Below are 23,777 nucleotides of genomic sequence, written 5' to 3'. Positions count from 1 at the left end.
ATGCTGAAACTGCTGATTCTCGATCGGGACGGGGTGATCAACTACGACTCCGACGCTTACATCAAGTCGGTGGCGGAGTGGATTCCACTGCCCGGTTCGATCGAGGCCATCGCGCAGTTGAGTAAAGCCGGCTGGACGGTGGCCATTGCCACCAACCAGTCCGGTATCGCCCGCGGTTATTACGACATCGCCACCCTGGACGCCATGCACGCGCGCTTGCGCACGTTGGTGGCCGAGCAGGGCGGTGAGGTGGGGCTGGTGGTGTACTGCCCCCACGGGCCGGATGAGGGCTGCGATTGCCGCAAACCCAAGCCTGGCATGTTGAAAACCATTGCAGAACATTACAAGGTGCCTTTGGCTGGGATATGGTTCGTCGGGGACAGCCTCGGTGACCTGGAGGCGGCCAAAGCCGTCGACTCTCAGCCAGTTTTGGTTAAGACCGGGAAAGGCGAAAAGACCCAGGCGAAAAACCTGCCGGTAGGCACCTTGATTTTTGACGATCTGGCGGCCGTTGCCGCAGAACTTATCAACAACTAGCCGCCCTCGACTTCCTGACCAAGGACTGTTCGGGAGTGCGCTTTTAACAGGCGGGCCGCGTCCCGCAACGGTAAATGCCGCCATGTCGATTTTGCAGGCCATCAGAACCTTTTTCTTTTACCTGCTGTTGGGCACCAGTTCGTTTCTCTGGTGCACCCTGAGCTTTTTTATCGCGCCGTTCCTGCCGTTCAAGGCGCGCTATCGTTTTATCAACGTCTATTGGTGCCGCTGTGCGTTGTGGCTGACCAAGGTGTTCCTGAACATTCGCTTCGAGATCAAAGGCGCGGAAAACGTCCCGGACCAACCCTGCGTGATTCTGTCGAACCACCAGAGCACCTGGGAGACGTTCTTTCTCTCGGCGTACTTTTCTCCGCTGAGCCAAGTGCTCAAGCGTGAATTGCTGTACGTGCCGTTCTTCGGCTGGGCCATGGCCATGCTGCGTCCGATCGCCATCGACCGTGACAACCCCAAGGCTGCACTGAAACACGTGGCCAAGAAGGGCGACGAGTTGCTCAAGGATGGCGTATGGGTGCTGATCTTCCCCGAAGGTACTCGCGTGCCCTACGGCACCGTAGGCAAGTTCTCACGCGGCGGTACCGCGTTGGCGGTCAACGCTAACCTGCCCGTGTTGCCGATTGCTCATAACGCCGGCAAGTTTTGGCCAAAGACTGGCTGGGCCAAACGCCCGGGCACCATCACGGTGGTGATCGGTGAACCCATGTATGCCGAAGGTGAAGGACCACGCGCCATTGCCGCACTGAATGACCGTGCTGCGGCATGGAATGAAGCGCAGCAACGGGCCATGGGCTCACTGCCGCCAGTGCCGGTTGTAGTCGACACTCCGGTGATCTGACCATCTGTGGATAACCTGTGCACGGTTTGTTGGCGAATTGTGCTTTTTGACTCTTAAGAAGCTGATTTACTTACATATTTCCTAAGCTCATAAAATCACGGAAAAGGTGCATAAGTTTTTTCCGCATAAAAAAACCGGTCCTTGTGACCGGTTTTTTATGCACAGCAGGAAAGTACGTTTTTTCAGTCGTCCAACAGGGGCAATTGCAGGCTGAACGTAGTGCCTTTGCCAACCACGCTTTCACAGCTGATGCGCCCACCGTGGCGCTCAACCACCGCCTTGACCATGGTCAGCCCCAACCCCAAGCCCTCACTGCCCTGGGCGGAATCAAAACGACGGTATTGGCTGAATAGCTCAGGCAGGTCCTGCGCGGCAATCCCCGGTCCCTGGTCACTGATACGGCATTCCAACCAGCCTTGCGCACTGCTGTGTCGCAACCTCACGGTGGTACCGGAGGACGAGTATTTGATCGCGTTCTCCAGCACGTTGAACAACGCACGAGTGAGCAGTGACTGGTCCGCAGACACCATGCCCTCGTCGGCTTCATCCAAGTCGTGAACCAAATGAATACCCTTGAGCTGGGCAATCAACGCGACTTGATCAAAGGCGTCCATCACCAACATGGCGAACAATGTTGGCTGGAACTGGTAACCGTCAGCCTCAGCCTTGGCCAACTGGACGAAGGATTCCGTGAGGCTCAAGGCGCGACGAACTTGTTGTTCGATCTTGGCGAACACCGGCGACTCACCGTCATGCACATCCAACAGCGCGAGGATCGCCGAGTGCGGCGCACGCAGGTCGTGGGAGAGAAACCGCAACATCGTCTCGCGGTGTTGCTGGGCTTCGCGCTCCTTGCTCAAATCGGTGAGGCTCAGCAGCCAGCCAAGTGCGACATCACCTTCGGCGGGGAGCATGGGCGCCAATTCCATGCGCAGGCTGCGTTGGTGGATATCGCGGAACTCCACCAGCTCCATCGCTGAGAGAGCAGGGCGCACACCGTTGTGCAGCGGCGGGTAGCCCAGGTCCGCCAACTGCTCCAGCAAGTTTTCGGTGACAAGGTCATTGCCGAACACCTCGCGGGCAATGCGGTTGGCCAGCAGGATATTGCCTTTGGGGTCGGTGATCAGTGTCGCCACCGGCAGGCACTCCAGGCCGTCAGCCATGAAGCGCCGGGTGTCGCGTGTGCGGCTTACGGCCTGCTCCAGGGCGAAGATACGCGCCTGCAATACATCGCCTTTGCTGGCGGGCGCTCGGCGGCGTTCAGGCAGGACTTTGGGTTCGTTATCCAGGCGTGTCAGTTCCCAGCCGAAGTAAGCGATGATCACACTGAGGCGACGCCAGTTCCAGATCAGGTAGCTGAGCAACAACCCAATCAGGCAGGCCGCAGGCGACCACCAGTGGCCAAGACGCAACAGGGCCCAGGAACCGAGCAACGCGCCGGCCATGCAGCCGAGGGTCATCCACAGCGCGTAGCGTGGACGGTAGAGCAGCAGACCCAGCAGCAACGCCACGAGGGCGGTCGCCATCAATGCCGCCAGCCAGCCCGGAAGATCCACGATAATGCGACCTTGCAGCAAGCCATTGAGCACATTGGCCTGGATCTCCACACCGGCCGTGGTGCCCACCGTGGAGGAGAGGGGCGTGACAAATCGATCACCCATCCCGGATGCCGTCGACCCCACCAGGATCAGCCGGTTGCGCAGTTGCTCTGGAGGTACTTCTCCACGCAATACGCTGACGTAGGACACGCTGGGAAAATGACTATGCGGCGCGATAAAGGGGATGCGGATTGAATGTTCACGATGCCAGGGTTGGGCTACCAACGGCTGAGGCTCACCCGGCATCTCTGATAACTCGCCACTCATCTCGTAGGCCAGCCAGGTGAGCTGCGGCGCGGGGGCATCGGGTGGACCTTCACGCATAAACAAACTACGGACAACGCCGTCGCTGTCTGCCTCGACATTGATATGACCTACGCCCTTGGCGCATTTAAGCAGTGGCAGCATCTGTGCACTGGGTTGGCTGTAGCTCGCCGTGCCTTCACGCACCAATGGCAGCAAGACATTGCCGGCATTGCAGACCGCGTCGGCCAGGCGTTTGTCATTAGCCGGATCGCCGGGCTCACTGAAGATCACATCGAACAGGATACCCGCCGGTTGCGCCGCACTCAGACGGTCGATCAGGTCAGCGTGCAGGCTGCGCGGCCAGGGCCATTGGCCGAGTTTTTTCAGGCTGGAATCGTCGATGGTTACCAGCAGGATGCGCGGGTCTACAGGCAGAGGCGTGAGGCGGCGCAGGCTGTCGTACAACGGATTATTCAAGGCCAGGCCTGGGCTCACCGACAAGTAGGCGGTGACGGGCAGCAGTAGCAAACCAATCCACAGCCACTCACGCACCAAGCCGTGGAACAAGCGCTGGGCATGGGTGGGTTGACGTTTCTCGGCCTTGCCCCAAAGCATCATAGGTCAACGTGCCTGAGCGGTAGGTGGGTAGTAGAAGATGTCATAGACCCCGGTTTCTCCCTCCAGGCCGTTTTCGTCATACGCCGACAAGCGCACGTGATAGAACGAGGCTTTGAGCCCAGTGAAGCTCATTTTCGGCGCAGCGGAAAAGTTTTCCTGCTTGATATTCATAAAGGCCTTGTCGGTGGCGACCTGGGCCCGGTACCTCTGTGCGCCGGGCAATGGCCGAAGGTACAGACTCCAGACCGGTGCATCACCTTTCTGGCCATCTTGTCCCACAAGCGTGGGCGCGGCGAGTAATTCAACGGGTTTCAAATCGCCCTGTTTCTTGAAGAGCAGACCTTGCCGGGCGCCTACTTTTACCTCTTGCTCCACCGACTTGGTCTTAACCTCGCGGTTGACGGCGACCTGTCCGTCCAACACTTCCAGTACCGACTGCTCAGCGTCATTGCGCACCCGGAAGTGCGTGCCACGCACACCCAGCACACCCACTGGCGTCACGATCTGGAAACGGTCATGGTCGCTGATGCGCTTGATCACATACGCCTCTGCCTGGCCTTGCTCAAGCACCACCTGGGGAATGGACTGCTTCTTTTCCAGACGCAATCGCACTTGGGAACTGGAGGGCAATACCACCCTGGATCCGTCACCGAGCAACAGGCTGACGAACGCCGAAGCCGATGTCTTCACACCTTCCTGCTCATCGATGGTCATACCTTCCAGCAAGGGGCTCGCCGTGCCCCTGGCATCGAGTTTCCACGCCTCACCCGTGAGATGCTGGACAATCGCCGGTAAAGGCTGGGCTCGGCACAGAACGTTGTCATCGATGTAAGGCGAACGAACCTTGGCTGCCGCCCCCACAGAGCTGACCACCATGATCAACAATGGGGGGAGGGCGCGGCGCAAGCGGTTCGGAGAAAGGATCATGGCGCTCATCAAGGTTGGGGTTCCAGAGGGCAACTGACATCAGCACGCAAGAGTTTACGGCAGCGCATGCGTCGGCTGATCCTTTTCCTTATGGTCGGGAGCCGGTATCTTTCCTACATCGGTGGCGAGGACGTTCAATGGATTAAACCCTCATTGGTCTCAGCGTATCGAGAGATCCAAGGGCCAACGAATCTGAGCACAATTATTCAGATTCCATGGCCGGCATCTGCGCAGTCCGTGCCCATAAACGAAACCGGCCGACGGCTGCCGTACTTCAAGACGAAAGGACCCACCCATGCGTGTCGCAATATTGGATGACGAACCCGCGGAACTGCGCCGGGTGGAACAGACACTGCGACAAATCCCCAGCACCGTCGAACAGCCCTGGACTCTGCATTGCTTCGAACGTGGGGAAGACCTGCTGCGCCAGCTACGTCGGGAGACGTTTGACCTGCTGATCCTCGACTGGCAACTGCCGGATATTACCGGTATCGCACTGCTGCGCTGGACGCGTGAGCACATGGAGTCGCCACCCGCCGTCATAATGCTCACCAGCCGTGACGCCGAGAGCGATATCGTGACTGCGCTGAACAGCGGTGCGGACGACTACGTCAGCAAACCCTTTCGCCCCAATGAACTGAAAGCGCGAGTGACGGCTGTTCTGCGTCGAAACGGGCTGCAGAAGTCAGCGACCCATGAAGTACAAAGCTTCAATGACCTGACGTTTGATGATGCTGAATTGACCGTAACGCGGGCGGGTAAACCTATCAACCTTACCGAACGTGAATACCGGCTGGCGAGCTGCCTGTTTGCCAACCTGGCGCGGCCATTGTCTCGCGAGTACCTCTACGAGCGGTTTTGGACCCATGAAGAAATGGTGTCGTCGCGGCCGCTCGATACGCATATCTATCGGTTGCGCAATAAGCTTGGGTTGACCGCAGACCGGGGCTGGCAGCTGTTAACGATCTACGGATATGGGTACCGATTGGAGAGCGTGGCAGCCGCTTCTGAAGGCTGAAAATGCTGATGTTCCACGTGGAGCATTTTGTAGATCACCCAAAACTGCCCAATAAAAAAGGCCAACGCTAAGCGTTGGCCTTTTGGGTTCAGCTGTTACCTGATCAGAAGTCCAGGTTAGACACCGCCAAAGCATTGCTCTCGATGAAGTCACGACGAGGCTCGACCGCATCACCCATCAGGGTGTTGAAGATCTGGTCCGCGCCAATGGCGTCTTCGATGGTCACGCGCAGCATACGACGCTGAGCCGGGTCCATTGTGGTTTCCCACAGCTGATCCGGGTTCATTTCGCCCAGACCTTTGTAGCGCTGGATGGTGTGACGCTTGGTGCTTTCGGCCATCAGCCAGTCGAGGGCTTCTTTGAATTCCTTGACCTGCTTCTTGCGTTCGCCACGCTGAATATAAGCGCCGTCGTCCAGCAGCGTGCTGAGTTGCGCGCCCAGGGTTACTACGGTCTTGTAGTCATTGCTGCCGAAGAAGTCGCGGTTGAAGGTGACGTAGTTCGACAGGCCGTGGGAGATCAGTTCGACCTCTGGCAGCCACACGTTACGTTCACGGTCTTCACGCAGACTGGCTTTGTATACCAGGCCGGACTTCTCCGAGGTGCGCAGGCGCACTTCGTATTGGGCCAGCCATTCCTGCATGTGTGCGTGGTCACCCAATTGCTCGAGGCTCACGGACGGCAGGTAGATGAAGTGCTCGGTCAGCTCTTGAGGGTACAGGCGTGACAAGCGCTTCAGCGTTTTCATGACCATACGGAAGTCGTTAACCAAGCGCTCCAAGGCCTCGCCGGAAATGCCTGGGGCTTCGTCGTTCAAGTGAAGGCTGGCATCTTCCAGGGCCGACTGCGTCATGTACTCTTCCATGGCGTCGTCGTCTTTGATGTATTGCTCTTGCTTGCCCTTTTTCACTTTGTACAACGGCGGCTGGGCGATATAGATGTAGCCGCGCTCGATCAATTCCGGCAACTGACGGAAGAAGAAGGTCAACAACAGGGTACGGATGTGAGAACCATCGACGTCAGCATCGGTCATGATGATGATGTTGTGGTAGCGCAGCTTGTCGATGTTGTACTCGTCGCGGCCGATACCGCAGCCCAACGCCGTGATCAAGGTGCCAACTTCCTGGGAAGAAATCATCTTGTCGAAGCGGGCTTTCTCGACGTTGAGGATCTTACCCTTCAACGGCAGGATGGCTTGGGTGCGACGGTTACGACCCTGCTTGGCGGAACCGCCAGCAGAGTCACCTTCCACCAGGTACAGTTCGGAGAGAGCAGGGTCCTTCTCCTGGCAGTCAGCCAGTTTGCCTGGCAGGCCAGCGATATCCAGCGCGCCTTTACGGCGGGTCATCTCACGGGCTTTACGCGCAGCTTCACGGGCACGTGCAGCGTCGATCATCTTGCCGACGACCAGCTTGGCTTCGTTCGGGTTCTCCAGCAGGAAGTCGGAGAAGTACTTGCCCATCTCCTGTTCCACTGCGGTCTTCACCTCGGAAGACACCAGCTTATCTTTGGTCTGGGAGCTGAACTTAGGGTCCGGCACTTTCACCGAGATAATTGCGGTCAGGCCTTCGCGGGCATCGTCACCGGTGGTGGCGACTTTGTGCTTCTTGGCCAAGCCTTCGGCTTCGATGTAGGTGTTCAAGTTACGCGTCAGTGCGGAACGGAAACCCACTAAGTGAGTACCGCCATCGCGCTGAGGAATGTTGTTGGTGAAGCACAACAGGTTCTCGTTGAAACTGTCGTTCCACTGCAGGGCGATTTCCACGCCGATGCCGTCTTCACGCTGGATGTTGAAGTGGAACACCTGGTTGACCGCAGTCTTGTTGGTGTTCAGGTATTCAACGAATGCATGCAGACCGCCTTCGTACTTGAACAGCTCTTCCTTGCCGCTGCGCTCGTCCTTGAGGACGATACCCACACCGGAGTTGAGGAAGGACAATTCACGAATACGCTTGGCCAGGATGTCCCAGCTGAAGTGGATATTCTTGAAGGTTTCAGCCGATGGCTTGAAGTGGATCTGCGTACCGGTCGACTCGCTGTCGCCGACGATTTTCATCGGTTCTTGTGGAACGCCGTGGACGTAAGTCTGTTCCCAGATCTTGCCGCTACGGCGAACCGTCAGAATCAGTTCTTCGGACAGCGCGTTCACAACCGACACGCCAACGCCGTGCAAACCACCGGAGACTTTATAGGAGTTGTCGTCGAACTTACCGCCGGCGTGAAGCACGGTCATGATGACCTCTGCCGCCGAAACGCCTTCTTCTTTGTGCACGTCTACCGGAATGCCGCGACCGTTGTCGCGCACAGTAATCGACTCATCCGGGTGGATGATAATGCTGATGTCGTCGCAGTGACCGGCCAGAGCTTCGTCGATGGAGTTGTCGACCACCTCGAACACCATGTGGTGCAGACCGCTACCGTCATCAGTGTCGCCAATGTACATACCGGGACGTTTGCGTACGGCATCCAAACCTTTCAGCACTTTAATGCTGGTCGAGTCGTACGTGTTTTCTTCGCTCATGCCTTCACTCCCGATGGTCGTGGGTCTGGGTGATACGGCCTTGTTCCACGTGGAACAAAGCGACTGGCGTTTCCGTCTGCCAGCCTTCCCTCAATAATTCGTGGTCTACACAGGTGATAAACACCTGGCAGCGTAATTCTTCCAACAAGCGGCATAACGCGCGGCGGTGCTGCTCGTCCAGTTCAGACGGCAAGTCATCCACCAGATAAATACACTGTCCGCGTCGGGCCTGGCTAACCAGATGACCCTGTGCGATACGCAGTGCACACACCACCAACTTCTGCTGGCCACGGGACAAGATGTCCGCAGCATTGTGTGCGCCTAATCTAAGACGCAAATCAGCCCGCTGGGGTCCGGCCTGGGTATGGCCAATTTGCTGATCCCGCTGCAAGGACGTGGCGAGCACTGCACTCAGCTCGCGCTCTTTGTCCCAACCACGGTAGTAACTCAGTGTCAGCCCCTCGAGATCCAGCAACTCACTCAAGGTCTGCTCAAAGACTGGTTTCAAGGCTTTGATATAGGCACGGCGGTATTCATCTATTTCGTCGCTGGCCAGGCACAGTTCCCGGTCCCAGGCCGCTTGCGAAGCGGCGTCAAGTGTACCATGCCGCAGCCATGAGTTCCGCTGCCGCAGGGCCTTCTGCAAGCGCTGCCAGGTGGCCATAAAGCGTGGTTCCACGTGGAACACTCCCCAATCGAGGAATTGCCTGCGGATTTTTGGCGCACCTTCCAACAGACGGAAACTGTCGGGGTTGATCAATTGCAGCGGCAGGATTTCCGCCAACTGCGCAGCACTGCGAGCATTTTGCCCATCAATGCGAATTTGAAACTCTCCGCCGCGATCACGGGATATCCCCAGGCTACTGTGCCCACCCTCAGCCAGCTCAACTTGGCCAAATACCGTGCACGCCAATTGCTCGTACTGGATGACCGGCAACAGGCGAGCGCTGCGAAAGGAACGGGCGAGTCCCAACAGATGAATGGCTTCCAGCACGCTGGTTTTGCCACTGCCGTTGGCGCCGTGGAGGATATTGATGCGGGGGGAGGGGGAGAAGGTCACCGGGTGCAGATTGCGCACCGCGGTGACCGAGACGCGACTGAGGGACATCTAGCTTCTGCTGAGCATGGTTACAGGCGCATCGGCATGACAACGTAAGCCGAGTCGTCGTTGTCGGATTCCTGTACCAAGGCGCTGCTGTTGGAGTCCGACAGAATCAGGCGAACCTGTTCGGTGGTCATCACACCCAGTACGTCCAGCAGGTAGCTCACGTTGAAGCCAATCTCGAGTGAACCGCCGTTGTAGTCGACGCCCACTTCTTCTTCCGCTTCTTCCTGCTCCGGGTTGTTCGCCTGGATCTTCAACTGACCGTTGGCCAGTTGCAGACGGATACCACGGTACTTTTCGTTGGACAGAATCGCGGTACGGCTGAACGCCTCGCGCAAGGCCTGGCGATCACCGAGTACCAGCTTGTCACCGCCTTTAGGCAGAACGCGCTCGTAATCCGGGAACTTGCCGTCGACCAGTTTGGAAGTGAAGGTGAACTCACCAGTGGTAGCGCGAATGTGGTGCTGGCCCAACACGATGCTGACATTGCCTTCCGGCTCAGTGAGCAGACGCGCCAGCTCAAGGATACCCTTGCGTGGCACGATCACCTGGTGACGGTCCGGCTGGCCGATATCAGCACGCATCGAGCACATCGCCAGACGGTGACCGTCGGTAGCCACGGCACGGATAATGCCTTCCGACACTTCCAAAAGCATGCCGTTGAGGTAATAACGCACGTCCTGCTGGGCCATGGCGAAACTGGTGCGCTCAATCAAACGACGCAGTTTGCTTTGCTCCAGGCTGCAGGTCAGCGAACCAGGACCTTCTTCCACCGTTGGGAAATCATTGGCCGGCAAGGTGGACAGGGTGAAGCGGCTGCGACCGGCTTTGACGACCAACTTCGCTTCATCAACCTTGATGTCGATCAGCGCGTCGTTCGGCAGGCTTTTGCAGATGTCCATCAGCTTGCGCGCCGGCACGGTGATCTCGCCAGGTTCGGCGGGCTCTTCCAGCTGCACACGACCAACCAGCTCGACTTCCAGGTCGGTACCGGTCAGGGACAATTGCTGGCCTTCGACCACCAGCAATACGTTGGAGAGCACCGGCAAGGTCTGTCGGCGCTCGACGACGCCTGCGACCAGTTGCAGGGGTTTCAACAGGGCTTCGCGTTGAATGGTGAAATGCATGGTCTAGTCCCTTGCCTTAATAAGCTGCGCTGGTGTCATCACGTTGTCAGTGTACGCAGCAGGTTCTTGTAGTCCTCGCGAATATCCGCGTCGGATTCCTTAAGTTCATTGATCTTGCGGCACGCGTGCAAGACCGTGGTGTGGTCACGCCCGCCAAACACATCGCCGATTTCCGGCAGGCTGTGGTTGGTCAACTCCTTGGAGAGTGCCATGGCCACCTGACGGGGACGTGCTACCGAGCGCGAACGGCGCTTGGACAGCAGGTCGGAAATCTTGATTTTGTAATACTCGGCCACGGTGCGTTGGATGTTATCCACACTCACCAGCTTGTCTTGAAGTGCCAACAAGTCCTTCAGGGACTCGCGGATCAGCTCAATGGTGATGTCGCGTCCCATGAAGTGCGAGTGCGCGATGACCCGCTTGAGTGCGCCTTCCAGCTCACGCACGTTGGAGCGGATGCGTTGAGCGATGAAAAACGCAGCATCGTGAGGCAGGTCGACTTTCGCCTGGTCGGCCTTTTTCATCAGGATCGCGACGCGGGTTTCGAGTTCCGGCGGCTCTACTGCAACAGTCAGGCCCCAGCCGAAACGCGATTTCAGGCGTTCTTCCAGACCTTCGATCTCTTTCGGATAACGGTCACTGGTCAAGATGACCTGCTGGCCACCTTCGAGCAGGGCGTTGAAGGTATGGAAAAACTCTTCCTGGGAACGCTCTTTACGGGCAAAGAATTGAATGTCATCGATCAGCAACGCATCAACCGAGCGGTAGAAACGCTTGAATTCATTGATGGCATTGAGCTGCAGGGCCTTGACCATATCAGCCACGAAGCGCTCCGAGTGCAGGTACACGACCTTGGCATTCGGATTCTTCTTTAATAGGTGGTTACCCACAGCGTGCATCAAGTGAGTCTTACCCAAGCCGACGCCACCATAAAGGAAGAGTGGGTTGTAACCGTGCTTGGGGTTGTCGGCGACCTGCCAGGCGGCTGCACGAGCCAGCTGGTTGGATTTACCTTCGACGAAATTCTCGAACGTGAACGTGCGGTTCAGGTAGCTGGTGTGCTTGAGCGCGCCTTCAACCTGAACGGTGCGCTGTTCGGCACGGATCGGGGCTTGCTGGGAGCTGGCACCGGCCATCGGGTCGAAGCTATCGCGCGACGGTTCTTCATTCTCGGCTGCATTTTTCTTCGCAGACGATTTGGAAGGAGCCGGCGCAGGTGTACTGGCAACCGGTGCCGCCTGGGCTTGCGACGCAGCAGCGGCCAATGGCGCGTTCGGCGCAGCACGAGGTGCCGAGCTACGTTTGCTGCCTATTAATAAGGAGAGCACGGGTGCGAGGCCGTTGCCGTGTTCATCGAGCAATTCAAGCACGCGGCTCAGGTACTTCTCGTTGACCCAGTCGAGAACAAAACGATTGGGCGCGTAAACACGCAACTCGTCGCCTTCGGCTTCGACCTGTAGTGGACGGATCCAGGTGTTGAATTGCTGGGCAGGCAGCTCATCGCGCAAAAGCTCCACGCACTGCTGCCAAAGTTCCACTGACACGGATATCCCCTAAGTTGAAAGCCGGTGAGGCAAAAACAGCCGCCATTGTAGCGGCGAGCCGCCCACTTATCCACATGTAGGTTGATCACGGACCGGCCAAAATCAACGTCTTAAGGGTAATAAAGGCGACCAATGGTCTGTGCATAAGCTCTGTGGATAAGCCCACCTAAGGTCGTTGCACAACTGGGGGAGAAAGTCTGTGGGTAACTGGCCTGTGGATAACAACCCATTCCACACACAGCTTATCCGACAGCGCAGCACAGGCAGAGCACCGTTTCTCCCCCGTGTTGTCATTCTCTGTACATCACGTAGAACATGGCCTCAAGGCAGTTATCCACAGATGATCGCCTGCCTAGCTTTTATAAGCTTTACAGAAAAGCTTTAAATAACTTCCTTCTTTATTTTTATATCTATGGCATTGCCCGTGGAAGCGGCGCGGACGCAAAAGGGCAAATCGGCTGCAGAGATCTAATTAAAGGAAAAGCTGGTTGGAAATTGACCTAGAGGCTTGCTTTCACTAGAATCGCCGGTCTCTTAAAACGGGGGCCATTCCGGCCCGTTGTGGACGAACCAGGTAACAACGCCATGAAACGTACTTTCCAACCAAGCACCATCAAACGCGCCCGCACCCACGGTTTCCGTGCTCGCATGGCTACCAAGAACGGCCGTGCTGTCCTGTCGCGTCGTCGCGCCAAAGGTCGTGCGCGTCTGGCAGTTTGATAATCCGGTACTGGTGGTGAGTCAGGACTTCAGTCGGGAAAAGCGTCTGCTAACCCCCCGGCATTTCAAGGCAGTCTTTGACTCCCCCACCGGCAAGGTTCCGGGGAAAAATCTCCTGCTCCTTGCGCGTAACAACGATCTGGATCACCCCCGTCTCGGTTTGGTGATCGGCAAGAAGAGCGTAAAGCTCTCCGTTGAGCGCAATCGCCTCAAGCGTCTGATGCGCGAATCGTTTCGCCTCCACCAGGACACTCTGGTTGGTTGGGATATTGTTATCGTCGCGCGCAAAGGCTTGGGGGACGTAGAAAACCCCGAATTGATTCAGCATTTCGGCAAGCTCTGGAAACGTTTGGCGCGTACCAACAAGCCAGCACCAGCAGTCAGCACCGAAACTGTAGGGGTAGACAGCCTTGATGCGTAAACTGGCCCTCGTTCCGATCCAGTTTTATCGCTATGCCATTAGTCCTCTGATGGCCAACCACTGTCGTTTCTACCCCAGTTGTTCCTGCTACGCGTTAGAGGCCATAGAAAACCATGGTCTTCTGCGCGGTGGCTGGCTGACCTTTCGTCGTTTAGGTCGCTGTCATCCGTGGAATCCCGGTGGTTATGACCCGGTTCCACCTATCCCTACCTCCCGTTCTTCTTCGATGGCCGAGTAATCATGGATATTAAACGCACGATCCTGATCGTCGCCCTGGCAATCGTGTCCTACGTCATGGTTCTTAAGTGGAACCAGGACTATGGCCAAGCTGCCCTGCCGACTCAGAATGTTGCTACCAACCAGGCTGCGCCGGCTATTCCGGACACCCCGCTGGGTAACAATGCGTCCGCGAGTGCCGATGTTCCCAGCGCGAATGGCGAGACAAGCGCCCCTTTAGAAACGCCAGTGGTCACCAATAAAGACCTCATCCACGTCAAAACGGATGTGCTCGACCTGGCTATCGACCCACAAGGTGGTGATATTGCGCAGTTGAAACTGCCGCTGTATCCACGTCGCCAAGACCATCCGGATGTTCCGTTCCAACTGTTCGATAACGGTGGTGAGCGTACTTATCTGGCGCAAAGCGGCCTGACCGGCACCAACGGTCCGGATGCACGTGCTACCGGTCGTCCGGTTTATTCGACCGAGCAGAAGACTTATCAACTGGCTGATGGCCAGAACCAGTTGAACGTCGACCTGAAATTCAGCCTCGACGGCGTCAACTACATCAAGCGCTTCAGCTTCACCCGTGGTTTGTACGACTTGAAGGTCACTTACCTGATCGACAACGAAAGCGGCAAACCGTGGAGCGGCAACCTGTTTGCCCAGCTCAAGCGTGACGCCAGCTCCGATCCTTCTTCCAGCACCGCCACCGGCACCGCGACTTACCTGGGCGCTGCCCTGTGGACAAGTAACGAGCCGTACAAAAAAGTGTCGATGAAAGATATCGACAAGGGCTCGCTGAAAGAAACCGTTCAAGGTGGCTGGGTTGCTTGGCTGCAACACTACTTCGTGACCGCCTGGATCCCGAACAAAGGTGATGCGAACCTGGTTCAAACCCGCAAGGACAGCCAGGGTAACTACATCATCGGCTTTACTGGCCCGGCGTTGACCGTCGCACCCGGTGCCAAGGCTGAAACCAGCGCTACCCTGTACGCCGGTCCGAAAAGCCAGGCCGTGCTCAAAGAGTTGTCCCCAGGTCTGGAACTGACTGTGGATTACGGCTTCCTGTGGTTCATTGCCCAGCCTATTTTCTGGCTGCTGCAACATATCCACAGCATCGTCGGTAACTGGGGCTGGTCGATCATCTTCCTGACCATGCTGATCAAGGGGATCTTCTTCCCTCTGTCGGCAGCCAGCTACAAGTCGATGGCGCGTATGCGTGCCGTGGCCCCGAAACTGGCGGCACTGAAAGAACAACATGGCGATGACCGGCAGAAGATGTCGCAGGCCATGATGGAGCTGTACAAGAAAGAGAAGATCAACCCGCTGGGTGGATGCTTGCCGATTCTGGTGCAGATGCCGGTGTTCCTGTCGCTGTACTGGGTACTCCTGGAAAGCGTGGAAATGCGCCAGGCGCCGTTCATGCTGTGGATAACTGACCTGTCGATCAAAGACCCGTTCTTTATCCTGCCGATCATCATGGGCGCAACCATGTTCATCCAGCAGCGCTTGAACCCGACTCCGCCGGATCCGATGCAGGCCAAGGTAATGAAAATGATGCCAATCATCTTCACCTTCTTCTTCCTGTGGTTCCCAGCCGGTCTGGTGCTGTACTGGGTGGTCAACAACGTGTTGTCTATCTCTCAACAGTGGTACATCACACGTAAAATCGAAGCGGCTACTGCAAAAGCCGCGGCGTAATTTACTCTGTGGATAACCACTCAAGACGCCCCCTAGTGGGGCGTTTTGCTTTCCGTCACTTTTGTTTTGGAATCTGCTGATGAGCGCACCTCGTGAAACCATCGCTGCTGTCGCTACCGCTCAAGGTCGCGGCGGTGTCGGCATCGTTAGAATTTCCGGGCCGCTCGCAAGCGTTGCAGCCAACGCTATCAGCGGCCGTGAATTGAAGCCACGTTATGCCCATTACGGACCGTTCCTGGATGCTGACCAAAGTGTGCTGGACGAGGGTTTGGCCCTCTATTTTCCAGGCCCGAATTCGTTTACCGGGGAAGATGTCCTGGAATTACAGGGTCACGGTGGCCCGGTTGTCCTGGATATGTTGCTGCAACGTTGCCTGCAACTGGGCTGTCGCTTGGCCAGGCCAGGTGAATTCAGCGAACGGGCCTTTCTCAATGAAAAGCTCGACCTGGCTCAGGCTGAGGCCATTGCTGATTTGATCGAAGCCAGTTCTGCACAGGCTGCACGTAATGCACTGCGCTCGCTGCAGGGCGCGTTCTCCCTGCGTGTGCATAACTTGACCGAGCAACTGATCAGCCTGCGTATTTACGTCGAGGCCGCGATTGATTTTCCCGAGGAAGAAATCGACTTTCTCGCCGATGGCCACGTATTGGCGATGCTGGATAAAGTTCGTGATGAGTTATCCACAGTCCTGCGCGAAGCGGGGCAAGGCGCGCTGCTGCGTGACGGCATGACGGTGGTGATCGCTGGGCGGCCGAATGCGGGTAAATCCAGCCTGCTCAATGCGCTGGCGGGGCGTGAAGCCGCCATCGTCACCGAGATTGCCGGTACCACCCGGGATATCCTGCGCGAACATATCCACATCGACGGCATGCCACTGCATGTAGTCGACACCGCAGGTTTGCGTGATACCGACGATCAGGTGGAAAAGATCGGCGTGGAACGCGCACTCAAAGCCATCGGCGAAGCGGATCGGGTGTTGCTGGTGGTGGATGCCACGGCGCCCGAGGCTGTGGATCCTTTTGCATTGTGGCCGGAATTCCTCGAGCAACGGCCGGACCCGGCCAAAGTCACCTTGATTCGCAACAAAGCCGACTTGACGGGTGAAGCCATTGCCATGGAAACCAGCCCGGATGGCCATGTCACTCTAAGCTTGAGCGCGAAATCGGCAGGTGAAGGTCTGGAATTGCTGCGCGACCACCTCAAGGCGTGCATGGGTTACGAGCAGACCTCGGAAAGCAGCTTCAGTGCGCGCCGCAGGCATCTGGAGGCGTTGCGTCATGCGAGCGCAGCGTTGGAGCATGGTCGGGCGCAATTGACCTTGGCGGGGGCAGGGGAGCTGCTGGCTGAGGATTTACGCCAGGCGCAGCAACTGCTGGGAGAAATCACCGGCGCATTCAGCTCCGATGATTTGTTGGGGCGGATATTTTCCAGCTTCTGCATCGGCAAATAACCAAGTTATCCACACCCCCTGTAGGCGCGGGCTTGCCAGCGATAGCGGCCTGAAGAACGGCAGAATTCTTCAGGCCCTCATCCATCACCAGTTGTACGAAACCGTCCCAAGCAGCGTACGGCTTTCACCCCAATAGCAGCGGCCTGCGTCGTTGCAACCAGATACATATTCCTTGTCGAACAGGTTCTTGGCGTTCACGTCCACAGACCAATGTTTGTCGATCTGATAGCCAACGGCTGCGTCCACCAAGGTGACGCTTCCTGCATCCAACTTCCCGTACAGCGTTGGCGCGGTGTAGGAAAAGGTGCTGTCGAAATAACGCACACCGCCGCCCAGGGACAAGCCTTTGAGTTGGCCGTCAAGGAATCGGTACTTGCCCCACACCGAAGCCTGGTTGCGTGGAACCCCCGTCATCTGGTGCCCTTCGACCAGCGATGTAGCCGAATCCTTGGTAATCCGAGCGTCAGTGTAGGTGTAGGCGGCCGTCACATTCAGGTTGGGCGTGATATTGCTGTTCACCTCGACTTCCGCACCTTTAGCCCGGCTTTCGCCCACCTGGCGATAGCTGTTGGTGGTGGCGTCGAGGTAGGTGTCGTCTTCCTTGCGCAGGTCATACACCGACAGGGTCATCGCCGTATCCCAGCCGATCGGCTCGTACTTCACACCCACTTCGTACTGGCTGCTGGTAATCGGCTTCAGCGGCGAACCGGCATTGGAGATCTGCTGCACCGGCACAAATGCGGTGGAGTAGCTGACGTACGGCGTCAGGCCGTTGTCGAACTGGTACATCACCCCGCCCTGGTAGGTGAACTTGCGGTCTTCCGAGCCGGTGTTGCTGGCCTTGTTGACCTTGTCGCGGAAATCGCTGTCGACCCAGTCCTGACGACCACCCAGCAGGAACAGCCAGTGGTCATACTTGCTCTGGATCTGTGCATAAACGCCTTTCATCTGCTGCTCGAGCAAGGTGTTTTGCACCGCCACGGGCGTAAGTGGATCACGCACATACACGGGGTTATACACATTGATGGTGCCGGCGAAACCGGCATCCCAATCCTGATTGAAAGAGGTGCGGTCATAGCTGGCACCCAACAGCACGGTGTTTTCCAGGCCACCCACCTGGAATTTGCCTTCCAACTGGTTATCCAGGGAATACACCATCGACTTGTTGTAGCGGTCGTAGGCGGTCATGTTCAGTTGTGTACCGAATCCGCGGTTATTCAGCGCGCTGGGCCAGGTTTCATGACGGTTGATGCGGGACTGCATATACCGCGAGTTCTGACGGAACTGCCAATCATCGTTGAAGCTGTGGCTGAATTCGTAACCGGTGCTCCAGGCTTCACGTTCAAATGTGTTCCAGTCCGGGTCGCCGAGCAGGGTGTGCTTGGACAGCTTGCCATTGGGATTTTTCAGCAAGGTGCCCGCGGCCGGTAGGCCAAGTTCGAGATTGGTGTGGTCCTTTTGGTAATTGGCTAACAGGGTGAGGGTGTTGTAGTCGTCGAAATTCAGGGTCAGTGAGGGGGCGATGTACAGGCGATCATTTGGCACATGGTCAGTCTGCGTGTCGGATTTTCGACCTAGCATCACAACCCGGCCAAGGATATTGCCGCTGTCATTGAGCGGTCCCGAGATATCCACACCCAACTGACGCCTATTATTCGAGCCATACCCCAGCTGGACTTCACCTTGCGGCGTGGCAGTCGGGTGTTTGCTCACCAGGTTCACCAAGCCGCCAGGTGCGTTTTCGCCGTAGAGCAGGGAAGAGGGGCCACGGAAGATTTCGACGCGCTCCAGGCCATACGGCTCACTGGTGGTGTCATACCGGTTGCCTTGTACGCGTAGGCCATCTCGTAGCAAACCGTAGCCGTAATCCGTGGCATTGAAACCACGAATGAAGAACAGGTCACCGGCCAGACCGTCGCCGGCAGCAAAGGGTGGCGCGAAGATACCTGGCACGTAGCCCAACACTTCCGTCAGGGTTTGCGACTTTTGGTCCTTGATACGCTGGCTGGTGACCACCGATACCGAACGCGGTGTTTCTGACAGGGGCGTGCTGGTCTTGGTACCGATGCGGCTGTTTTGTGCCTTGTAGCCCACATCCCCGGCGATCTCCTGGTTGAAACCGCTCTGTTGATAAGTGCTGACCGTGGTGGGTGCAAGCGTGAGTTGCCCTGCGGGAATGACTTGCAGGACATAGCTGCCGGGCGCCTGGGATACCGCTTGTAACCCCGAGTTCTGCAGCAACAGCGCAAAGCCTTGCTCCACCGAATACTCGCCCTCAAGCCCGGTCGTGCTCAAACGCGCGGTTTGCTGGGGTGAGAAAGACAGAATCACGTTCGCTTTGGCCGCAAATTGGCTCAAGGCATTGTCCAGGGGACCGGCTGCAATGACGTAGTGCTGCACCGCGCTGGCGGCCAGGGCATCAGTGGATAACAAAACACTGGCGGTGGCTGCCGTGCCGAGCAGCAGGCTGCACGTCATACCGTGGTAGGAAAGTCGTTGGCGGAGCTTGGAAGGGAGGCGCATAGGTGGATAAGCCCTGAAGGTGACGTCGTGATTACCTGTAGGGCCGTGTCAGGTAAAAAAAAGATAACCCCTGGTGCGGATATTTTTTGCGATCAACCGATTCGCTTGACCGAAACCCAATAACGGGTGAAGTACTTCACCTGGATCGGCAGTGTTGCCTGCAGATTGGCCAGTACCGCATCGGTGGAATCCAGGCGGAAGGTCCCGGAGACACGCAGGCGTGCCGACGCCAAGTCGCATTGCAGGACGCCAGGGCGGTAGCGGGCGAGGTCTTCGATCACCTCTGCGAGGCGAGCATTCAATACGATCAACTGACCCTCGACCCAGGCCGCCTGTGAGCTGCGGTACGCGTGGTTAACCCCCACGTGTTGGCGATCAAAGTCAGCGCTTTCACCGGCACTGAGTAGCCGCGCATGGCTGGGTTGGTCACCAGGCGCTACGCTCACCCGATCCTCCAGGACGCCGACACGTGTGGAATCTGGCAACTGGCGCACGTTGAATGTGGTGCCCAAGGCCTGGATTCGGCCTTGGCGCGTCTCGACATAAAAGGGCGTTTGGCCACCCCGCTTGCCTGTGTGGATAAGTACTTCACCTTCACGCAGGCGGATCAAACGCTGACGCCCATCGAATACCACGTCAATTGCCGTACGGGTGTTCAGATCAATTCGCGTGCCGTCAGCCAACTCGACACGTCGGCGCTCACCCACGGAGGTCCGGTAGTCGGCCCATACGTTGCCAAGGGGCGTGTGTTGCTGAACATTCCAGCCGAGGTATCCGGTACCGCCCATCACCAGCATCCACTTCAACACCTGGCGACGTTGCTGGCTGGTCGACAATGCGCGGCGGGTGAAATCCTGGGGCAGGGCGCCGAGGCTGCGCTGCAACTGCTCCATCTGGTTCCACGCGGCCTGATGGGACGGATCGCCGTTGAGCCATTGTTGCCAGGCATGGCGCTCGGCGGCGGTCGGTGTCTGGGATTGAAACTGTACATACCAACTGGCAGCGGCCTCGAAGGTCTTGCGATCAGGCGCCGCCATTACAAGCTGGCCATGATCAGCGAGCATTCAGTCAATGCACGGATCATGTGCTTCTTCACCGTGGTCAGTGACACTTGGAGCTGATCGGCGATCTGTTGATAAGTCAGCCCCTCGATCTGAGACAGCATGAAAATCCGCCGGGCCCGCTCGCCGAGTGCAGACAAGGCTTTATCCACAGCCACTAAGGTCTCGAGGATGATGGCTTTATCTTCTTCGCTGATGGCTATCGCTTCAGGCCGTTCGGCCAAGGTCTGCTTGTAGGCCTGTTCGATGGCGTGCCGACGGTAACGATCAATCACCAGGCCTCTGGCGACGGTCGCCAAATAGTCACGCGGTTCAACGATCTGCGCCGCATGCCGCCCGCCCAGGATGCGCACGAACGTATCGTGCGCCACATCGGCCGCATCGCAGGCGTTATGCAACTTACCTTTGAGCCACCCATGCAGCCAGGAATGGTGCTGCTCATAGATGTTCTGGACCGCAGCCGTGTGTGAGGAAGGGGACATAGGGCATGACAAGGCAGGTTAATGATAATCGCTATTATTAACTGCCCTGCGGTTTTCTCACAATAGATCTCTTTTTGCCGTGCTCACCACCGAGTGGAAGGTTTCGGCTGGCGTTGTCGTGGACAGAATACAGCCAGATTCACTGATTTCTGTGGATTAAGCCCTGTGAATAACCGCTCCTGTGCCCAGTTGATAACAGGGCCTGAAACCTGAGCAAAAACCCCTCTGTGGATAACCACCTGTTTAATCCACAGGCTTAAAGCACTTATCCAACGGCCTCATTGACACATGACCACAGACTTTTGAATCGCTGTACACAACGTAAATTAAGGCCTGTAGAGATCTATCCACAGAAATGTTGTTCAGTAGAAATAAACATAAAAACAAAGCTTTAATATATTTCTCTCTTTTAATTTCTATTGTCTGTGATTCATCCACAGCTGGTTAAATTTTGTGCAAAGGGTTCTTTAGGAAGGGCTAAGTCCCTATACTTGCCGCCAAAGCTCTAAAACCAGCTCAACCAATCAATTCCTAATTACCTACATAAGCAGGCACGAGGTGCGTGGTGGATTTCCCTTCCCGTTTTGAAGTGATCGTCATCGGCGGCGGTCATGCCGGTACCGAGGCAGCACTGGCGTCAGCACGCATGGGCGTAAAAACCCTGTTGTTGACGCATAACGTGGAAACCCTCGGTGCCATGAGTTGCAACCCCGCCATCGGTGGGATCGGCAAAAGCCACCTGGTCAAGGAAATCGACGCCCTTGGCGGTGTGATGGCCATGGCGACCGACAAAGGTGGCATCCAATTTCGCGTGCTCAACAGCCGCAAAGGTCCGGCCGTACGTGCCACTCGGGCACAGGCTGACCGCATCCTGTACAAGGCTGCCGTTCGCGAAACCCTGGAAAACCAGCCGAACCTGTGGATATTTCAACAAGCAGCGGATGACCTGATCGTCGAGCAAGACCAGGTACGCGGTGTCGTCACGCAAATGGGCCTGCGCTTCCTGGCAGAATCCGTGGTGTTGACCACCGGCACGTTCCTCGGCGGACTTATCCACATTGGTATGCAGAATTACTCCGGTGGCCGCGCCGGCGATCCGCCGTCGATTGCCCTGGCAAAACGCCTGCGGGAACTGCCGCTGCGCGTCGGTCGCTTGAAAACCGGGACCCCGCCGCGTATTGACGGGCGTTCTGTGGACTTCTCGGTGATGACCGAACAAGCCGGCGATACGCCGATCCCAGTCATGTCGTTCATGGGTTCCAAAGAGCAGCACCCCAAACAGGTCAGTTGCTGGATTACCCACACCAATGCACGTACCCACGAGATCATCGCCGCGAACCTCGACCGTTCGCCGATGTATTCCGGGGTGATCGAAGGCATTGGCCCGCGTTATTGCCCGTCGATCGAAGACAAGATCCATCGCTTTGCCGACAAGGAAAGCCATCAGGTCTTCATCGAACCCGAGGGCTTGACCACCCACGAGCTGTACCCGAACGGGATTTCCACTTCCCTGCCGTTCGACGTGCAAATCCAGATCGTGCAATCGATTCGTGGTATGGAAAACGCACACATCGTGCGTCCGGGCTACGCCATCGAGTACGACTACTTCGACCCGCGTGACCTGAAGTACAGCCTGGAAACCAAAGTGATCGGCGGTCTGTTCTTCGCTGGGCAAATCAACGGCACCACCGGTTACGAAGAAGCCGGCGCCCAGGGTTTGCTGGCCGGGACCAATGCCGCACTGCGTGCTCAAGGCAAAGACAGCTGGTGCCCGCGTCGCGATGAAGCGTACATCGGTGTGTTGGTGGACGACCTGATTACCCTGGGTACCCAGGAACCGTACCGGATGTTCACTTCCCGGGCGGAATATCGCCTGATCCTGCGGGAAGACAACGCCGACCTGCGCCTGACCGAGAAAGGTCGCGAGCTGGGCCTGGTCGATGACGCACGCTGGGAAGCCTTCTGCAAAAAACGCGAAAGCATCACGCTCGAAGAGCAGCGCCTGAAAAGCACCTGGGTTCGCCCGGGCACTGAACAAGGCGACGCGATTGCGGAAAAATTCGGCACGCCGCTGACCCACGAGTACAACTTGTTGAACCTGCTGTCGCGTCCGGAAATCGACTACGCCGGTCTGGTCGAATTGACTGGCCAGGGCGCAGAAGACCCACAGGTTGCCGAGCAGGTCGAAATCAAGACCAAATACGCCGGTTACATAGACCGCCAGCAGGATGAGATCGCTCGCCTGCGCGCCAGTGAAGACACCAAGCTGCCTACGGATATCGACTACACCGGAATTTCCGGGCTGTCGAAAGAAATCCAAAGCAAGCTGGGGATAACTCGGCCGCAGACTTTGGGTCAGGCTTCACGTATCCCCGGCGTCACCCCGGCAGCGATTTCGCTGTTGATGATCCATTTGAAAAAACGCGGCGCGGGCCGTCAGTTGGAGCAAAGCGCTTGAGTTCGTTGGTCACCTCGCAACACGCCGAAGAGTTATCCACAGGTGCGCGCCAGTTGGGCGTCGACCTGACCCCGGCCCAGCATGAATTGCTGTTGGGCTACCTGGCCCTGTTGATCAAATGGAACAAGGCTTACAACCTGACCGCAGTGCGTGATCCCGACGAAATGGTCTCCCGCCATCTGCTCGACAGCTTGAGCGTGATGCCGTTTATCGAAAACGGTCGTTGGCTCGACGTGGGCAGTGGCGGCGGCATGCCCGGCATCCCGCTGGCGATCCTGTTTCCCGAGTCGCAAGTGACCTGCCTTGATAGCAATGGCAAGAAGACCCGCTTCCTGACTCAGGTCAAACTCGAACTCAAACTGGATAACCTGCAAGTTATCCACAGCCGGGTCGAAGGCTTCACGCCTGAACTGCCTTTCAACGGAATCGTTTCCCGGGCATTCAGCAGCATGGAGAACTTCAGCAACTGGACCCGCCATCTGGGCGATCGTGACACCCGTTGGCTGGCAATGAAGGGCGTTCATCCAAGCGACGAGCTGTTAGCATTGCCGGCAGACTTCCACCTCGATAGCGAACACGCCTTGGCCGTACCCGGTTGCCAAGGCCAACGCCATCTGCTGATACTGCGCCGCACGGCATGATTGG

At 57.2% G+C, this 23,777-nt stretch carries 19 protein-coding genes; 10 read left to right on the top strand and 9 right to left on the bottom strand.

Annotation, left to right across the window (positions count from 1 at the left end):
• A complete protein-coding gene (gmhB, locus tag ACI512_RS03150; RefSeq protein ID WP_012721458.1) occupies nt 1-537 on the top strand; it encodes a D-glycero-beta-D-manno-heptose 1,7-bisphosphate 7-phosphatase in 537 nt (178 codons plus the stop codon).
• An 82-nt stretch (nt 538-619) separates the two neighbouring features.
• The gene (locus ACI512_RS03145; protein ID WP_231808403.1) at nt 620-1,390 is read left to right on the top strand and encodes a 1-acyl-sn-glycerol-3-phosphate acyltransferase; all 771 of its coding nucleotides are present in this window, start codon (nt 620-622) and stop codon (nt 1,388-1,390) included.
• A gap of 182 nt (nt 1,391-1,572) precedes the next feature.
• Here the strand turns inward: ACI512_RS03145 and ACI512_RS03140 are convergent, their stop codons facing one another.
• Both ACI512_RS03140 and ACI512_RS03135 read right to left on the bottom strand, forming a co-directional pair.
• The gene (locus ACI512_RS03140) at nt 1,573-3,852 is read right to left on the bottom strand and encodes a CHASE2 and HATPase_c domain-containing protein (protein ID WP_236379062.1); all 2,280 of its coding nucleotides are present in this window, start codon (nt 3,850-3,852) and stop codon (nt 1,573-1,575) included.
• Between the two features lie 3 nt (nt 3,853-3,855).
• Nucleotides 3,856-4,779, bottom strand: a complete 924-nt coding sequence (locus tag ACI512_RS03135) for a FecR domain-containing protein (protein WP_046035912.1) — start codon at nt 4,777-4,779, stop codon at nt 3,856-3,858.
• A gap of 295 nt (nt 4,780-5,074) precedes the next feature.
• On the opposite strand from ACI512_RS03135, the gene ACI512_RS03130 reads away from it, so the two are divergent.
• Nucleotides 5,075-5,797, top strand: a complete 723-nt coding sequence (locus ACI512_RS03130) for a response regulator transcription factor (RefSeq protein ID WP_236379064.1) — start codon at nt 5,075-5,077, stop codon at nt 5,795-5,797.
• 103 nt (nt 5,798-5,900) lie between these two features.
• Here the strand turns inward: ACI512_RS03130 and gyrB are convergent, their stop codons facing one another.
• The 4 genes from gyrB to dnaA are packed head-to-tail and all read right to left on the bottom strand — an operon-like array spanning nt 5,901 to nt 12,094.
• Entirely contained in the window at nt 5,901-8,318 is a 2,418-nt protein-coding gene (gyrB, locus tag ACI512_RS03125; protein ID WP_405121607.1) for a DNA topoisomerase (ATP-hydrolyzing) subunit B, read from the bottom strand.
• Between the two features lie 4 nt (nt 8,319-8,322).
• Nucleotides 8,323-9,426 carry a DNA replication/repair protein RecF gene (gene recF / locus ACI512_RS03120; protein ID WP_012721452.1) on the bottom strand — a complete coding sequence of 368 codons (1,104 nt, stop codon included), beginning with the start codon at nt 9,424-9,426 and terminating at the stop codon, nt 8,323-8,325.
• Nucleotides 9,427-9,446: 20 nt separating this feature from the next.
• Nucleotides 9,447-10,550 (bottom strand): DNA polymerase III subunit beta, encoded by a 1,104-nt coding sequence (gene dnaN, locus ACI512_RS03115; protein WP_010207719.1) that lies wholly within the window; start codon nt 10,548-10,550, stop codon nt 9,447-9,449.
• Between the two features lie 38 nt (nt 10,551-10,588).
• Nucleotides 10,589-12,094: a chromosomal replication initiator protein DnaA gene (dnaA, locus tag ACI512_RS03110; RefSeq protein ID WP_012721451.1), complete on the bottom strand. Its 1,506-nt coding sequence runs from the start codon at nt 12,092-12,094 to the stop codon at nt 10,589-10,591.
• A 585-nt stretch (nt 12,095-12,679) separates the two neighbouring features.
• On the opposite strand from dnaA, the gene rpmH reads away from it, so the two are divergent.
• The 5 genes from rpmH to mnmE all read left to right on the top strand — a co-directional run bounded on the left by rpmH (nt 12,680) and on the right by mnmE (nt 16,608).
• The gene (rpmH, locus tag ACI512_RS03105) at nt 12,680-12,814 is read left to right on the top strand and encodes a 50S ribosomal protein L34 (protein WP_003213577.1); all 135 of its coding nucleotides are present in this window, start codon (nt 12,680-12,682) and stop codon (nt 12,812-12,814) included.
• 16 nt (nt 12,815-12,830) lie between these two features.
• On the top strand, nt 12,831-13,235 hold the full coding sequence (gene rnpA / locus ACI512_RS03100) for a ribonuclease P protein component (protein WP_010565857.1): 405 nt from the start codon (nt 12,831-12,833) through the stop codon (nt 13,233-13,235).
• Nucleotides 13,228-13,473, top strand: a complete 246-nt coding sequence (gene yidD, locus ACI512_RS03095) for a membrane protein insertion efficiency factor YidD (RefSeq protein ID WP_003213574.1) — start codon at nt 13,228-13,230, stop codon at nt 13,471-13,473. The genes rnpA and yidD overlap by 8 nt, the downstream gene beginning before the upstream one ends.
• 2 nt (nt 13,474-13,475) lie before the next feature.
• On the top strand, nt 13,476-15,158 hold the full coding sequence (gene yidC / locus ACI512_RS03090) for a membrane protein insertase YidC (RefSeq protein ID WP_015886658.1): 1,683 nt from the start codon (nt 13,476-13,478) through the stop codon (nt 15,156-15,158).
• A gap of 79 nt (nt 15,159-15,237) precedes the next feature.
• Complete coding sequence (mnmE, locus tag ACI512_RS03085) at nt 15,238-16,608, top strand: tRNA uridine-5-carboxymethylaminomethyl(34) synthesis GTPase MnmE (protein ID WP_236379065.1); 1,371 nt, start codon at nt 15,238-15,240, stop codon at nt 16,606-16,608.
• A gap of 84 nt (nt 16,609-16,692) precedes the next feature.
• Here mnmE and ACI512_RS03080 read toward each other — a convergent pair whose 3' ends face one another.
• The 3 genes from ACI512_RS03080 to ACI512_RS03070 all read right to left on the bottom strand — a co-directional run bounded on the left by ACI512_RS03080 (nt 16,693) and on the right by ACI512_RS03070 (nt 20,674).
• On the bottom strand, nt 16,693-19,131 hold the full coding sequence (locus ACI512_RS03080) for a TonB-dependent siderophore receptor (RefSeq protein ID WP_236379067.1): 2,439 nt from the start codon (nt 19,129-19,131) through the stop codon (nt 16,693-16,695).
• Nucleotides 19,132-19,223: 92 nt separating this feature from the next.
• Nucleotides 19,224-20,168, bottom strand: a complete 945-nt coding sequence (locus ACI512_RS03075; RefSeq protein WP_236379069.1) for a FecR domain-containing protein — start codon at nt 20,166-20,168, stop codon at nt 19,224-19,226.
• Nucleotides 20,168-20,674, bottom strand: coding sequence for a sigma-70 family RNA polymerase sigma factor (locus ACI512_RS03070; protein ID WP_236379071.1), 507 nt, complete (start codon nt 20,672-20,674; stop codon nt 20,168-20,170). The genes ACI512_RS03075 and ACI512_RS03070 overlap by 1 nt, the downstream gene beginning before the upstream one ends.
• A gap of 565 nt (nt 20,675-21,239) precedes the next feature.
• Between ACI512_RS03070 and mnmG the strand changes: the two genes are divergently transcribed.
• On the top strand, nt 21,240-23,132 hold the full coding sequence (mnmG, locus tag ACI512_RS03065) for a tRNA uridine-5-carboxymethylaminomethyl(34) synthesis enzyme MnmG (protein ID WP_405121604.1): 1,893 nt from the start codon (nt 21,240-21,242) through the stop codon (nt 23,130-23,132).
• The gene (gene rsmG, locus ACI512_RS03060; RefSeq protein ID WP_236379079.1) at nt 23,129-23,773 is read left to right on the top strand and encodes a 16S rRNA (guanine(527)-N(7))-methyltransferase RsmG; all 645 of its coding nucleotides are present in this window, start codon (nt 23,129-23,131) and stop codon (nt 23,771-23,773) included. The genes mnmG and rsmG overlap by 4 nt, the downstream gene beginning before the upstream one ends.
• Nucleotides 23,774-23,777: the final 4 nt, after the last annotated feature.

The sequence above is a fragment of the Pseudomonas petroselini genome, from assembly GCF_045037875.1.
In the GTDB taxonomy this organism is placed as follows: domain Bacteria; phylum Pseudomonadota; class Gammaproteobacteria; order Pseudomonadales; family Pseudomonadaceae; genus Aquipseudomonas; species Aquipseudomonas petroselini.
This window is presented reverse-complemented; position numbering and strand designations above follow the sequence as displayed.